At 46.6% G+C, this 13,662-nt stretch carries 20 protein-coding genes and 1 tRNA gene; 10 read left to right on the top strand and 11 right to left on the bottom strand.

The features are described 5' to 3' along the window. Window positions 1-21: 21 nt before the first annotated feature. Window positions 22-729, bottom strand: a complete 708-nt coding sequence (locus N186_RS04430; protein ID WP_020962572.1) for a nucleotidyltransferase domain-containing protein — start codon at window positions 727-729, stop codon at window positions 22-24. Beyond that, the gene (locus tag N186_RS04425; RefSeq protein ID WP_187147068.1) at window positions 707-1,093 is read right to left on the bottom strand and encodes an Sjogren's syndrome/scleroderma autoantigen 1 family protein; all 387 of its coding nucleotides are present in this window, start codon (window positions 1,091-1,093) and stop codon (window positions 707-709) included. The genes N186_RS04430 and N186_RS04425 overlap by 23 nt, the downstream gene beginning before the upstream one ends. Window positions 1,094-1,146: 53 nt before the next feature. On the opposite strand from N186_RS04425, the gene N186_RS04420 reads away from it, so the two are divergent. Further along, a complete protein-coding gene (locus N186_RS04420; RefSeq protein ID WP_020962570.1) occupies window positions 1,147-1,692 on the top strand; it encodes a ZPR1 zinc finger domain-containing protein in 546 nt (181 codons plus the stop codon). Between the two features lie 9 nt (window positions 1,693-1,701). On the opposite strand, the gene N186_RS04415 is transcribed toward N186_RS04420, so the two are convergent. The 3 genes from N186_RS04415 to tuf all read right to left on the bottom strand — a co-directional run bounded on the left by N186_RS04415 (window position 1,702) and on the right by tuf (window position 3,587). Continuing rightward, window positions 1,702-1,778, bottom strand: a tRNA-Arg gene (locus N186_RS04415). A gap of 129 nt (window positions 1,779-1,907) precedes the next feature. Further along, the gene (gene rpsJ / locus N186_RS04410; RefSeq protein ID WP_020962569.1) at window positions 1,908-2,216 is read right to left on the bottom strand and encodes a 30S ribosomal protein S10; all 309 of its coding nucleotides are present in this window, start codon (window positions 2,214-2,216) and stop codon (window positions 1,908-1,910) included. A 69-nt stretch (window positions 2,217-2,285) separates the two neighbouring features. Next, a complete protein-coding gene (tuf, locus tag N186_RS04405; RefSeq protein WP_020962568.1) occupies window positions 2,286-3,587 on the bottom strand; it encodes a translation elongation factor EF-1 subunit alpha in 1,302 nt (433 codons plus the stop codon). A gap of 135 nt (window positions 3,588-3,722) precedes the next feature. Here tuf and N186_RS04400 point away from each other — a divergent pair, with 135 nt between their 5' ends. From N186_RS04400 to N186_RS09485, 4 genes are all read left to right on the top strand, one after another. After that, window positions 3,723-4,010, top strand: coding sequence for a 50S ribosomal protein L44e (locus N186_RS04400; RefSeq protein ID WP_052885654.1), 288 nt, complete (start codon window positions 3,723-3,725; stop codon window positions 4,008-4,010). Between the two features lies 1 nt (window position 4,011). After that, the gene (locus N186_RS09490) at window positions 4,012-4,209 is read left to right on the top strand and encodes a 30S ribosomal protein S27e (RefSeq protein ID WP_148682061.1); all 198 of its coding nucleotides are present in this window, start codon (window positions 4,012-4,014) and stop codon (window positions 4,207-4,209) included. A gap of 135 nt (window positions 4,210-4,344) precedes the next feature. Then, a complete protein-coding gene (locus N186_RS04395) occupies window positions 4,345-5,145 on the top strand; it encodes a translation initiation factor IF-2 subunit alpha (RefSeq protein WP_052885653.1) in 801 nt (266 codons plus the stop codon). Between the two features lie 9 nt (window positions 5,146-5,154). Continuing rightward, complete coding sequence (locus N186_RS09485) at window positions 5,155-5,355, top strand: RNA-protein complex protein Nop10 (protein ID WP_148682060.1); 201 nt, start codon at window positions 5,155-5,157, stop codon at window positions 5,353-5,355. Window positions 5,356-5,578: 223 nt separating this feature from the next. On the opposite strand, the gene N186_RS04390 is transcribed toward N186_RS09485, so the two are convergent. Next, the gene (locus N186_RS04390; RefSeq protein ID WP_020962565.1) at window positions 5,579-7,789 is read right to left on the bottom strand and encodes an STT3 domain-containing protein; all 2,211 of its coding nucleotides are present in this window, start codon (window positions 7,787-7,789) and stop codon (window positions 5,579-5,581) included. A 95-nt stretch (window positions 7,790-7,884) separates the two neighbouring features. On the opposite strand from N186_RS04390, the gene N186_RS09710 reads away from it, so the two are divergent. From N186_RS09710 to N186_RS04375, 4 genes are all read left to right on the top strand, one after another. Further along, window positions 7,885-8,058, top strand: coding sequence for a hypothetical protein (locus N186_RS09710; RefSeq protein ID WP_187147067.1), 174 nt, complete (start codon window positions 7,885-7,887; stop codon window positions 8,056-8,058). Window positions 8,059-8,100: 42 nt separating this feature from the next. Continuing rightward, window positions 8,101-8,439 carry a hypothetical protein gene (locus tag N186_RS04385; protein WP_020962564.1) on the top strand — a complete coding sequence of 113 codons (339 nt, stop codon included), beginning with the start codon at window positions 8,101-8,103 and terminating at the stop codon, window positions 8,437-8,439. A 104-nt stretch (window positions 8,440-8,543) separates the two neighbouring features. Next, complete coding sequence (locus N186_RS04380; protein ID WP_020962563.1) at window positions 8,544-9,074, top strand: hypothetical protein; 531 nt, start codon at window positions 8,544-8,546, stop codon at window positions 9,072-9,074. A 45-nt stretch (window positions 9,075-9,119) separates the two neighbouring features. Further along, complete coding sequence (locus N186_RS04375; RefSeq protein WP_148682059.1) at window positions 9,120-9,683, top strand: hypothetical protein; 564 nt, start codon at window positions 9,120-9,122, stop codon at window positions 9,681-9,683. Here N186_RS04375 and N186_RS04370 read toward each other — a convergent pair. Next, a complete protein-coding gene (locus N186_RS04370) occupies window positions 9,670-10,524 on the bottom strand; it encodes a UbiA family prenyltransferase (RefSeq protein WP_020962561.1) in 855 nt (284 codons plus the stop codon). The genes N186_RS04375 and N186_RS04370 overlap by 14 nt on opposite strands. 100 nt (window positions 10,525-10,624) lie before the next feature. Here N186_RS04370 and N186_RS04365 point away from each other — a divergent pair, with 100 nt between their 5' ends. Then, a complete protein-coding gene (locus N186_RS04365) occupies window positions 10,625-10,825 on the top strand; it encodes a preprotein translocase subunit Sec61beta (protein ID WP_020962560.1) in 201 nt (66 codons plus the stop codon). 1 nt (window position 10,826) lies between these two features. Here N186_RS04365 and N186_RS04360 read toward each other — a convergent pair whose 3' ends face one another. The 4 genes from N186_RS04360 to N186_RS04345 are packed head-to-tail and all read right to left on the bottom strand — an operon-like array spanning window position 10,827 to window position 13,659. Next, entirely contained in the window at window positions 10,827-11,597 is a 771-nt protein-coding gene (locus tag N186_RS04360) for a phosphoglycerol geranylgeranyltransferase (RefSeq protein WP_052885518.1), read from the bottom strand. Beyond that, the gene (locus N186_RS04355) at window positions 11,560-11,877 is read right to left on the bottom strand and encodes a hypothetical protein (protein WP_020962558.1); all 318 of its coding nucleotides are present in this window, start codon (window positions 11,875-11,877) and stop codon (window positions 11,560-11,562) included. Before N186_RS04355 ends, N186_RS04360 begins: the two co-directional genes overlap by 38 nt. Before the next feature lie 43 nt (window positions 11,878-11,920). After that, the gene (locus tag N186_RS04350) at window positions 11,921-13,306 is read right to left on the bottom strand and encodes a DUF2240 family protein (protein WP_020962557.1); all 1,386 of its coding nucleotides are present in this window, start codon (window positions 13,304-13,306) and stop codon (window positions 11,921-11,923) included. Continuing rightward, window positions 13,303-13,659 (bottom strand): SWIM zinc finger family protein, encoded by a 357-nt coding sequence (locus N186_RS04345; protein WP_020962556.1) that lies wholly within the window; start codon window positions 13,657-13,659, stop codon window positions 13,303-13,305. The genes N186_RS04350 and N186_RS04345 overlap by 4 nt, the downstream gene beginning before the upstream one ends. Between the last annotated feature and the right edge of the window lie 3 nt (window positions 13,660-13,662).

Below are 13,662 nucleotides of genomic sequence, written 5' to 3'. Positions count from 1 at the left end.
TTAAAAAGCCTTCGCAACTCCTCATAAAAATTTATCCGAAATTTTTCTCCGCAGAAGCGAATTTTTCTCTGCAAGCTCCCGCACAGCCTTCTCTACCGGATAACTTGGGTCAAATTTTCCATGCACAATAAAGCCGCTTTTACCCTCCCTCAACCTTTTTAGACGGAAATGCTTCCTCTCAAGCACCGTCGCAAGAGAAACGCCAAGCCTCCTGGCAACCTCTTCTTCCCGTCCAACAATATACCACTCGATGTGGCCCTCCCTCGTCGGCTGGATAAATTGAAGAAACTTGTTAACCCCGGGAACCCTCTGACCCCTCCGTATATCTGCTAGAAACACCCTACCAGCATATAGAGGAAACTCTTTCTCGGCTGGCGTTAAAGGGCTCAAAGGAACTGTAATCTTTACATTGAATTCTAGCTGGAAAACAAGCTTCACAGCCGTAGATGGACTCGCCCAAATAACCTCGTACCATAACAGCTCCAGTCTACAAATGTCCATCCTAGTCAATACAATGGAGGGGGCCACTTCTTCCTCAAAGAATATATCTATGTCGCTATCCTTGTGAACATCGCCCCTAGCCACACTTCCAACCACACATGGCTCCGGTCGCAGAGCCTCAAGACATGTCAAGACCTCCACTGCTCTCCTACGCAACGCATTGAGGATTTCCCAATGCTCCTCGCTATAAATCACATATCTCTCGCTATTTCCCCTTCTCTGCCACACCCTTCTCAGCTCCCCTAATCTGACGTGAAAGCTGTATAACCTGCAACAATGTTATTAGGGCCCGACCAATCTCCGTCAGCTCTTCAAAGGTCTCAGAAGTCGACAATGGCATGATCAGAGAATTAATCTTCTGTACTGCGGCCTGCTCTAGGCTTGACAGCACCATGTCAGCCTTGACCCGGCTCTCCTCTTCGTCGCTAGACACGATAACAAATCTTTGTCCACACTTGGGACAAACAACTTCCCCAGACTTCAGCTTGAAAAGTGGAACCTTGCAAGTAGGACACATCATATCCAGCATTGTTGCTCCAGACTTTAACAGAGAAGCCATCTTCGATAGTAACTCTTTTTCATCCTTCGCCATGACCATGCGCCAAGATATTTAGGCAACAAGGCTATAAAATAAGTGGTGATGAAATGGAGGACATAACAATCTATGGAAAAATCATAGATGAGTACGAAACAGAGTGCCCCATATGTATTGTGGGCAGAATGCACGTAAGAGAAGTTGAATACGAGCTACCTCACATCGGAAAAGCATTGATAATCTCGAAAAAATGTACACGCTGTGGCTACAAGAAAAACGACATAATACCACTCAACATAAAGAAACACCAGCGGATATACATAAGGATAGAGAAAACCCAAGACCTCTACACAAAGATCCTAAGATCCCCAACAGCAACAATTTACATACCAGAACTAGGCCTCGAACTCAGGCCAGGAATAGATGCCGAAATGTTCATAACAAACATAGAAGGCATTTTACATCTCTTTATCGATGCACTCAAAAGAATAGAAATACTCGCACAGACCGACACCTCCCAGGCACAAGAAAAAATAGCACAAGCACTAGACCCAGGCACGTCCTACACAGTAATCATAGACGATCCACAAGGAACAAGCACAGTCCTAGACAGGCCAAACAGCGCCACACAGATAACCATTGAATATGTAGAATAACCCGCCGAATGGCGGGCCCGCCGGGAATCGAACCCGGGACCTGCGGCTTAGGAGGCCGCCGCGCTTCCTGACTGCGCTACGGGCCCATTGATTATCTTTCTACAAGTCTTAGAGATACTATTAATTTTTTTCGCAGTACATTGACGTTGACTGATTATGGGATTCGGGGAAAATATCTCCGGAACGACTAGAGAATTTTGTGTTAGATTCGCTGGCTAAATTACCTCTATTTCTACCCTGACAGATGGAGGAACACGGGTTCTCAGCAGAAGCCTCGTAGCCCTCTCGTCCGCATCCAAGTCTATCAGTCGCTTGTGGATACGCATCTCGAACCTGTCAAAGGTTTCATAGCCCTGCCCCGAGGGTGCGCGACGCGTAACCACCTTAAGCTTTTGGACGGGTAGCGGTATTGGTCCCCTCATCTTTACACCAGTCCTCTGCGCTATCTGCCGTATCTCTTCGCATACGGCGTTCAAGTCTTCTATGTTTGTGCTACTGAGACGGATACGAACCTTGCTCGGCATACAGATCGCCCAAAAAAGTGAAAAACATGTATTTATTTACTTTTCGCTAAAAAGAAACAGCCTGGATGTTTAGTATCCTTCAGCCTTCTTGACGTCGATGACTACTCCAGCAGCGATTGTCCTGCCAGAGTCTCGCACTGCGAAGCGGCCTAGCGGTGGGAACTCGCTGTATTTCTCAATCACGACGGGTTTTCTTGGCTTGAAGCGTACAATGGCAGAGTCGCCCTGTTTTATGTACTGTGGCTTCTCCTCTGCAACGCTACCGGTGCGTGGGTCTAGCTTTTGGAGTAGCTCTTCAAAGGTAACTGGGACTGTTGCTGTGTGGACGTGGAGCACTGGCGTGTACCCCGCGGCTATAGCTGTCGGGTGGAATAGAACAAATATACGTCCAGTGAACTCCTCGACCACGGTTGGTGGGTTAGTTGTGTGACCAACTACGTCTCCACGCCTTATCTGAGCCTTCTCAACGCCTTTAACGTTAAATCCAATGTTGTCTCCAGGTATGGCTTCCTGTAGCGGTGTGTGGTGTGTCTCGATAGACTTTACTTCGCCAACTACCTTGGGCGGGTTAATGATAACCTTGTCGTTGACGCGGAGGACACCTGTCTCTACACGTCCAACTGGGACTGTTCCTACACCTTTAATGCTGTAGACGTCCTGTATTGGAATCCTGAGCGGCTTGTCGATGGGCCTCTGGGGCTCTTTGAACATGTCAAACGCTTCGAGTAGGCATGGACCATTGTACCAAGGCGTCTTCTCAGGAGTCCTCTTAGTTATGTTTACTCCCTCCCAGGCAGATGTTGGCACGAAGGGTATCTCGTCAACTTTGTATCCGACCATCCTCAGGAGCTTTACAAGCTGATTCTTAATCTCCTCATACCTCTGTTGGCTGTAGTTAACAGTGTCCATCTTGTTTATTGCAACAACCAGCTGGTCTACTCCCATCGTCTTGGCGAGGAACACGTGTTCACGTGTCTGACCAGCAGGGCTGATGCCTGCTTCAAACTCTCCCTCCTTTGCAGACACGACAAGCATTGCGACGTCTGCCTGACTTGCGCCAGTGATCATGTTCTTTACGAAGTCCCTGTGTCCGGGAGCGTCAATCAGTGTAAAGAAGTACTTCTTGGTCTCAAATTTGTAGAAACCAAGGTCAATAGTGATACCCTTTTCACGCTCCTCCTTCAGCCTGTCAAGGACCCATGCATATTTCCAGGTCTCTCTGCCGAGCTTTTTGGCCTCTTCTTCGTACTGCTGTAGCAACCTAGGGTCTACTGCTCCCATTTCGTATAGGAATCTACCCATCAGTGTACTCTTACCATGGTCTATGTGTCCAATCACTACTAGGTTTAAGTGGGGCTTCTTTTCCGACATATCTTGCACCCGTTGCAAAAACTGTGTTGTAACTGAAATATATAAGTTTCTCGCCCATGGTGGCGGCTTAACCGTCATGTCACAATAAAAACGTTTTTAAACTATTATGGCTTGAAACTGTTTGAGGCTGGTCGGATGAAAGTTCCCAACGTTATACGTACATACTGTCCTAAGTGCAAGACCCACACGGAGCACGAAGTAATGCTGTATAAGGCTGGGAAAAGGAGGACTCTTGCTGAGGGACAGAGGCGATATTTGAGGAAGCAGAAGGGGTATGGATCTAAGCGTAAGCCTGAGCAGAAGAGGACAGCGAAGGTAACCAAGAAAATGGTGCTGAAGCTGAGATGCAAGGTTTGCGGGTACACTTATCACAAGGAAGGTATACGCCTTAAGAAGCTCGAGATAATTGAGAAGGTGAAGTAGCATGGAGAAATACTCCAACCTGATACCTCAGCCCCAGACAAGATTTGTAAAGATACGATGCCCCGACTGTGGCACAACGATGGTTACGTATAGCCATGCATCAATTGCGGTTAAGTGTCCTAAGTGTGGGAAAGTCCTTGTGGAGCCTACTGGGGGCAAAGCGCTGATAGTGGCAGAAATTGTGGAAGTTCTTCGTTGAATCAGGGTATCTGTCCTTCTTTAGAGGAGAACCTCAGAAATATTCTAACTCTTTGAGGATAAAAGTCGCACAACTGTAAGCACTGCTACGAAGTACATATATACTCTTTTACAGCCCATTGTAGAGGTGGTTGATGTGGTTCGGAGACGTGAGCCAGTACCAGACGTAAATGAGCTAGTTGTTGGGACGGTTACTGAGATTCAGGACCACGGTGCATTCGTGTCGCTTGACGAATATGGAGGTTTGAAGGCATACATACCGCTGGGTGAGGTTAGCCATTCCTGGTTTAAGAATATCCGTGACGTCTTGAAAGTTGGACGGAAGTATGTCCTTAAGGTCATTAGGGTGGACAAGAACAGGAAGCTAGTGGATGTTTCTTTGAGGAGGGTCTCTGACAAAGAGCGCAGGGAGAAGCTAATTGAGTGGAAGAGGGCTCAGCGTGCGGAAAAGATGCTTGAGATTGCGGCGCAGAAGCTGAAGAAGAGCCTTGACGATGCCTACCAAGAAGCTGGCTGGAAGTTAGAGGACCACTATGGCGAGATTTTTAGGGGGTTTGAGGAGGCGGCTGGAAGAGGAGAGGAGGCGCTTGTGGAGGCTGGGGTGCCTAGACAGTGGGCGAGAGTACTGGCTGAGTTGGCAAAGCAGACAATTAAGCCGAAGACTGTAAGGATAGCGGTGGAGATTAAGCTTCAATGTGTGTCTGGCGGTATAAATGCAATAAAGGACGTGTTGACTGGATGGCAAGAAGAGATATCTGTGCCGAACAATGCCACAATTAAGGTTTACACTCTTGGTGCCCCGAGGTATAGGCTCGACGTGGAGGCGTCGAGCTACAAGGAAGCGGAGAAGCTCCTTTCAGAAATACTTTCCCTTATAGAGAAAAAGGCTCAGAAACAGGCTTGTACTATTGCCCACAAACGGGTGACAGCAGACTAGGGGACGGGCATGACGAGGAGGGGTGTGTTACGTTACTGTCCGAGGTGTCAGCTTTACACGTTGCAACAGGACAAGTGTCCTAGGTGTGGGGGCCCGGTTAGGGTACCGCACCCGGCAAAGTTTTCCCCCGAGGACCGGTATGGAGAATACAGAAGGAGGGCAAAGCTAGAGCTTCTTAGGGGCCAGTCTCAAAACAGGCCTGCCGGCTAAGAAAGTAGTGTAGTAACTAGGCATTATCTTTTGTTGTGTGTTTCCATATTTTCGTATGCCTGATTATCTATTGGCCAAAGATAAAAGAGGATCTATTGGGAGAAAAGGTGTTGTTAAGGCACTATAGACGTCTGTGCCAGCGTTATTGTTCTAGAGTGTTCTGTCCCTACTCGTGTCTAGGTTTGTAGAACTTAGCAGAGAAAAACAACAAAACCGGGCTGTGCTAGCCCTTTACTTTGAATATTTTAACCCACCCGTTGGGTTCGGAGACGTAGACCAGTTCGAAGTGTTCTAGTTGTGGGATGTTGTATGTTGGTCCGTGGTAGCCTTGTAGTCCTCCACCAAACATTTGTAGGAAGGAGTCGAAGATGAAGACTTGCTGTTTAATGTTCCTGGCATATATCATCTTGTAGAGTGTAGCGTTTAGGGCTTGTGGCGTGTTGGCGGGGAGTATCATGTAGATGGTGTAGCTACCCTGCTGTATGTATGCGAATGTGCCGTTGTTGTAGCCGTAGATGTAGTCTTTAGGATCGCGGCCTATCCATTTCAGCATCTGCGGTGATTTCGCCATGTCTCCGCCCAGTGCGGGATGCATCATTGTGAACCATACTTGGATGCCATTGGAGAGTTGTAAGCTCTGGAGAGGCTCGAATATGACTACATAAGTGACGTTGAGCTCCCTGAATATTTGTAGCGCTGTGGCTTCATCGCTCATGAATGCTGTGGCAATTTTTTGGATCTGTTTGGTGTCTATGGTTGCATTGTCGCATGTGGTTTTCCTGCCTGTGTTGACTGAGATCCAGTAACCGTAGTCCCACCATGTAGCGATAGTGGCGTCTCTAGGGACATTCTCGGAGATCCAGTTGAGTGCCGACATCCAGTCCATATATTCATAGTTGTATCTGACCACGGGGACTGAGGAGGTGAGTATGAGGGGTGGCTGGTGGCTGTTGAGCGGAATTTTTGAAGCAAGAATTGACGGTGAGAATACAAGGACAAGGATTATTGCCACTAGAAGTATTACTAGTCTATAGTTTGTCTGAACCCCCCTTATGCGTCTCCGTTCAAGAGTTGTGCCGGCGTCAGCTAGCCTGTCTAGAATTTCCATTAGACCAAGCGAGGCTGTGACTGCTACGGCTGGGCTGAGTAGTAGTAAAAGCCTGACAATTGAGGCTGAGAAGTATGCCGCCGTGAATATAAATAATGAAGTGAATGCGCTAGAGAAGTCTTCACGAGATCTTGTGAAGTAGATGTAACCAGCGAACAGTGCAAAAAGGATCGATGTTTGAAAGTCGTCGAAGACCTGGTTCCATGTGGGGACCTGGTGTTCTGCTACGGTTGTTACTCCTGCTTCTCTTGCTAGTGGTATGACTACTGCCAGTATTCTTCCCGCGATTCCCCTAAAGATTCCTATGTAAGTTCCAGCGATAAAGAGTGCTAAAAGTGCAACAATGAAAAGTGCCATGATTTTCTTGTTTTGTCTTAGGTGTAACTGTGATGGTACGCGAAGACCGGTCAAGAGTAGTATGGCTATGAGTGTTGTAGCTAGTGGCAGGAAGCCGGTGAGCGACAGGAATGCTGTTGTAGGTCCGAATCTCGGCGTGGTTGCCACAAAGACTGTAATTATAATGTTTGTTACAAGGTATGTTTTTTCTAGTGCAGTGTCTCCTGGGTGGAAAAAGAGCCAGTAAAGTGTTACTAGTGCGAGTAGGTTCCATGGGTAGAGGTACGCGCCCCAGGAGAGCACGACTATGCCTAACGAGAGCCCTGCGAGCACTGAGAGCAATAGAGAGTTTTTCTTGTATGCCTTCAGGAAGAGGTAGAAGCCGAGCAACATGAATGGTATTGCTATGGCTTCGTGTTTTGCTCCTAGGTTTGTCCTATACATGTATGCCCAGCTGAGGGCTATGAGCACGGCGGAGAGGACGCCTGTACGGTTATCTTTTAGCTCTTTTCCTAGGAGATAGGCCGTGAAGACGGCAAATGAGGCCGCTATTGGAACGAAGAAAGCATGGACATCGTATAGCGATACTTGGAAGCCTAGAGCGTTGAGGAGGCTGTAGATTCCTGCGCCAAAGAACGCTGGTCCAGGCTGGCTGGAGCCTCTTAGGTCTCTTCCCTCGGGGTACCAGAAAAGTGTGTCACGTGGCTTGGGGTTTTCGAGCCACCAGTGGTACCACCAGGCGACGCCTGAAAAATAGTTTCCGTTGCCGTGCTGGAGGAGTTGCTCGGAGAGGTAGTACTCGTAGTATGGATCGAACTCGTTTAAGTATACGCCCCAATGCATTGGTGTGAGCCTTGCAAGTAGGGTTATAGTGAAGGCTGTAAGAAGTATCACGGCTGTGACGATTCTAGCGTCTCCGAAGAATTCTAGGGCTTTAATTGTGTAGGTTGCGGCTTTCTGGAGGAGTTCTGCGGCTCTTGACGTAGACATATGAAAAAGGGTTTTATGGGGCAGTAAATATCTATTTCGCTTTGGGTGGCGTTAGGTTTATTTCAAGCCTGTCGCCATGTTTCTTTCAGGAATTTATGTACATCGTAAAGTGCTCTAAGTGTGGATACGTATTTTATCGTGGAGAAAAGATACCGAACTTGTTTAGGATCTATTCTTCTGTTGGCGGCAAGTGTCCCAGGTGTGGAGCCGAGATCGACTGGGTGCCAAAAGGTGTGACCGTGTCTAGGAAGGATAAATGTAGCACCTAGCGTGGAGCAAAGTTTTTATTCTGTATGGTTTTTAGGGTTTGTATGTCTCGGGTACGCGGGATTAGCTTCGAGTATTTGGCATGGGCTGCCGTCTTCGTGATTTTGCTTATTGCCAGCGGGATCTTCTATGTTCTTGTCGAGCACCCACCGTTTTCGCTTGGTGTCCAGCTTGTTTATCCCTCTGCAAGTGGCCAGACTGTTTCTGAGACCTTGATCGTCTTCTTCTTGTATGTTTTTGCCCTCGTGGGTCTGTACATGATATATAATTCTGCAAAGTACAGGCACCGCTCTTCAGTTTTCTACTCTAGCCTGCTTAGCGGCGTTCTAGTGGTGATGGTTGCTCTGCTCTTGCTGATGTTTATCTATAACAATATGAAGTAGTGAGTGGGGCTTTGAGTAACAGTGACCCATTTAGGTCGTTATTGAGGACGGTTTCTAGACCTGGTGTTTATGTTTTTTACGGGAGACCCGGTTCCTTTAAGACTTTGAGTGGTCTTGTTCTGGCTTCTATGTGGCGTTCTGGGGCTTTTTATGTTGGTCTGGGGAAGCATGCTTTCTATGATTCTGGGAGACTTTCCCGGCTTGGCTTAAAATTTTATGGTGTTTTGAGTTTTCGCGAGGAGCTTGAGACATTGCTTGAGCTTGGGATTTTGGTCAATGAGGGGGACTTGATTGTTTATGACGGGTTTGGTTCTCTTATTTTTCCCTTATATGCATATCCCAGGGGCCACGTAATTTATAGTGCTGGCACGCTTGTTGTAAGTCTTCTTAGTAAGTTGTCAATAGACAAAAGAACGACGGTTATTATTGTTTCTGGGGAGGGGGCAGAGGGGAGACCCCTCCTGTTTAGCGTGTTAAGGGCATATGTTCGTAGATATTTCTGGTTTGTTAGGGAGGGGGAACTGGTTAGAATAATTGTAAAGGATGCCGAACTTTCCCAGGTAGGGACGCTTAGGCTGGATGCCGGAGAGGTATTGGAGGAGGCTCAGAGTAGAGGTATTACAAAAGGGTTATAAGCTGGCTGGAGTTGATGTTTTTAGATGGATGGATTCCTAGGTGTGATGCCTTCGCGTGAGTGCCCTGAGAAGAGGGGGCTCCTCGCAAGGTTGCTGTCTGAAAATAGTTCTAGGCTGGGAGACCTCTATTTTGAGGGGATCCTGGAGGTTCCATGCGAGCTTATCAGGGAGGACGTTGGGGACATTGTGTTGCCTGTCTATATCTATTCGCGTGTAAAGGGTATTTCAGGAGAACTTGTGATGGGCGTTGACCCCGGCGAGAGGCACGTCGGTGTGGTTGTCTTTGTAGGCGGGGAGAGGATAATTGGTGAAACGGTTTCTCCCGAAGTTTTGCCAATTATTATCGACTTGTTTAGCAGATTTTTCAAAGGAATTACCATTTATACTGGAGACTACCCGTGTAAGAGGCTAGAAGAGCTAGGCATCACTATTGGCCGGAATGTGGTTGTTAGAAAGATTCGCGAAAGGGATGTAAAAAAGATTTTGCGGGTTGTTGGTGAGGGTGGGGAGAGGCTGGGCAGACACGTCCGCGATGCTTATTTTCTCTTGCTTTCGGGTGTGTCTGAGACGTTTAGGAGCCGGCTTTATGGCGACACTAAGGCAGGGTAAAGGCTATTATTGCGTTTAGCATTGCTGGTAGCGTGAGTTTTCTGGCTTTTTCGGCCGTCTGGGTCGACGGGTTATGGATGAGCTTTACGGCTACGTACGTAAATATGGCGTCAGTTACAAGTATTAGAACCAGGTAGACTGGTTTCGTTTTAACGTAGTTTGCCCCGTAAAAGCTTAGAGCCACTGCCATCAACATAAATATTCCAGCAAGTTTTCCAGCATTGTTTGTGCCTATTTCGCATGGGAGGGTACAGATGCCTACTCTTGTGTCTCCCTCTAGGTCACGTATGCCCTTAGCAATCTCTCTTCCTAGGTTTGCGAGGAAGGCTATCATGAAAAATAGGAGGGATTTTTCTGTTAGGGTTCCTGCGATCGATATGGCTCCATAAGGAAAAGTGAACGATGTCAATCCTGATACAATGATGTTTCCGAAGAATGCGTGCCTTTTGAAATAGGAATTGTAGAGATTACCAACGACGAGTGCGACAATAATTACTACGAGACAGGCTGTGTTCACCATTGCTGAGGTTAGTACTGCTATGAGGCCTGAGATAAATGTAAATGCTACTGCTTCTCTTGTTGATAATTCTCCGGCAACTATAGGTCTTGTCGGGTTGTTTATTTTGTCTTCTTTGATATTAAATATGTCGTTTGATGCGAATAGCGACATTTCCACGAAGAGTACAGATGTGACTGCGAGTAAGAGTGAGGAGTTAGATATACTCTTCAAAGTGTTTTCTACAGAAAAGGCTCCAGCTACTACTGCCAGGCTTGCCATGACGCCGTGGTCGATTCGTGACAACTTTGCATAGCTGGACAACTTTCGAATGAGGTCATCCATATGTATCGATACATGTAGCATTACGAGTAATTATTATATTTTGACACGACACACAACAACAATTTTATATTGATCCCGCTCAGCATGTTTGTGAGGAACTATGTCTAGCAAGGCGAAGAAAGGTTCTAAGAAGGAAAAATCTAGCGAACGAAAGCCCGCAACAATGCCAGCAGCTGGTCTATTGACGTTTTACGAGGAAGACATAGGCGGGATAAAGATTAGGCCAGAAATAGTTGTTGTTGGAACTTTCCTCTTCGTTATGTTAGTTATACTTGCGCATGCGGGGGTCTTTGGGCCATAGGTTAGGCGGTCTGCTGGTTTCTGTTTCTCGCTCCTTCCTCAATTGCTTTTACTATCTGGGCGATAGCATCTTGAATGTCTTGGGTCTTTTCGACTAGGGTCCCTGTAACTATTATGTCTGCACCGGCCTGTGAAATTTTTCTTGCTGTCTCAGGTCTCCTTATGCCTCCACCAACTACTAGGGGCACAGAAACAGTGCCTCTCACCATCCTTACTATTTTTGGCGGGACGGGTTTAGCTCCTGAGCCGCCTTCAAGGTAGATAAACTGGAAACCCATGTATTCTGCCGCCAACGCATAGGCGGCGGCGACATCTGGTTTTCCGAAGGGTAGAGGCCTAGTGTAGCTTACTATTGATACAGTGCCGCCCTCTCCAACTATTATGTATCCGAGGGATAGCGCCTCTAGTCCATACTTCTTGACTATGGGGGCTCCCTGCATCTGTGCACCTGTTATAAAGTAGGGATTGGCGCTGTTTAGAACCGAGATAAACCACACAGCGTCAGCATACCTGCTTAGAGCGGACGGCGTTCCCGGAAATAGTATCACAGGTATGTCAGTTACTTGTTTTATTGCGAGAACTATGTCGTCAGTCATTCTTTCACTTACACCTGTGCTTCCACCGATCATTATTGCCGCGCTCCCCGCCTTTGATACTTCGCGGGCTATCTTTGCGGCTTGGTCTGGGGTGGTTTTGTCTGGATCTATCAGTGTCATGTGTATTGCTCCGCGTTCCCTAATTTTCTCCATTATGTAGTTCTTCACTTTCCCCATTTTCCCCACCTATATTTTCCTCTTGTGAGGAAATCTTCCCTTCACCATAATCATCTAGGAACCTGCTGAAATAATCTACTGGCTCGAGGTACTCCTTATAGTCGTAACGCATGCTTAGACCACAATTCGAACAACGAACCAAGACATATTTTTCTTCTTTTGTTTTCTTAACCGTCACGCTTACTGCCTGAGCTCCGCATCGTGGACACTGAAAAACTGTTGGTAGCTTGCGCTTGACTACGGCTACTGGACGTGTACGTCTCCTCTTCCTCCTGCCCATCAACTGTCACCGAATACTCTTTCAAGTTCTAAATAAACCTTATTTATACGGTTGGTGATATCTCTACCAGAAAGCTTACCCGTTGCCGACGGCTTATGTATCCCCTTATTGTCGCCTCCTCTCCCCCAAGCTCATCTTGCCTATAAGCTATAATTTCCTCGATAACATCATTTGTATAGTCGCATAGTTCTTCCTGTGACATGGAAAAGACTTCATGAAGGATCTTGGAGGAGTTTGAAAGAAACTTTATTGTAGATGTGCCGTCATCTAGTGTCACATAGATCGAGAAAAGGTTGTATGCACCTCGGCATTTACGGTTAAGATCTATGCTTACTATGTTTGCACGGGTCTCTATGAAGCCTTCTACCTCTAAAAACCTCTTGTTTCTTTCAAATGCTGGAAATATCTGTTCGCCGCCCTCAAGCTTCGTATAGGCGATTTCACGTAACGCATCATCAATCTTCCTGTAGCCCCAAACAAGTGTTCCTCTAAGTATAAGGTTGGAGGCCTCTGCCAGTAACTCGTCTCGGAAAAAAACAATACTTTTGACCCCCGTGTTCGTCAAGAGGTAGATCTTTCCACCTTCCCTCGAGAAAACTTCATAACCCAATAGAATTCCGCTGATAAATAGCTCCTCCATGTCTCTTTCAAAGCAAGTTTGTTTTTTATCTAGTTTCTGGAGGTAGGAGGAGGGGCGACATGTCACCTGAGAATAGTTGTCGAACGTGTTTATAGTACAGTTGGATAGAAGCAGTGTATCACCTTCACTTATCTTTAAACGTGGATCTTTGGACAAGACCCGCACAGCTGAGGGTCTACATTCATTGTTGTAGCCGTATAGAGTTATACCCGTATCGTCACTAAAACTTTTTACAACCTCTACAAGCGTCAGCGGGAATCCCAGTTTTCTAGATAATTCCATGATTGTTGAGGTGTCTATGTTCTCGAGCATCCTAATCGTAGAATTCTTGTCTAAGACGATTTCCTTTTTGTCTCTGTATTTCCTGACTGATGCTCTCGACAGGAGTATTTTCTGGCCTATTTTTAGTTGTGGATCGAGCTCTAGGGCTTTTTCACCCCACGCTATTACCCAGATGGCATCATTTTCATCTGCAAGAGCAAAGCGTAAATACTCTTTACCGGCGGAGCTCTTCAACAATGGTTGCCGACTGATAACTATACCTTCAACGTCTATTCCCCTAAATCCAACAGCCAAGTCTTTGATTCTCAACGCGGATAACTGCTGTGAGAAGTTTTCTCTCGGAATTGGGATGCCAAGCTCCTTTGCTAGGACTATAAGGGCAGCCTCTCTCTTGATTATGCCCCCGAATTCCTCTATTTTTTCCTGTATCTTTCTTTCTAACTCCTCTTTAGAGATGTTTGTGTGCTTCAAAATTTCATTTTCGATGATGTCTTCGGTTTTGCTCATTTGCGCCTCCCCTTGGATCCTCCAGGAGCTTTGCCTAGCAAAGTGTTTACTATCCTGCTTAGAAATGTATCCTTATCCATTTCTATCTCTTCGTATTTTCCTTCTTTCAGCGCTATGTCTACAGCCATCATGTGGTAGCATTTTTCTTTTCGCTTCCGGAACCTTACACTGAAGAGAAAGTCTGGACACGAACAATAGAGGCCAGGTATAACTAGATAGAATTTCTCCTTCTGAGACCCCTCAACAATAAAGAAATATGTTTCCCCAGAACCTGTCTTGACCTTTACCTTTTTTACCCTCTTTTCAAGCACTGCTTTTATAGCCCTGTTTTCCCTCGGATCCCGTGTCTGCATGGG

It is taken from the genome of Thermofilum adornatum (assembly GCF_000446015.1).
GTDB lineage: Archaea > Thermoproteota > Thermoprotei > Thermofilales > Thermofilaceae > Thermofilum > Thermofilum adornatum.
Note: the sequence above shows the minus strand (reverse complement) of the source record. Positions and strands in the feature narration are given on the sequence as shown.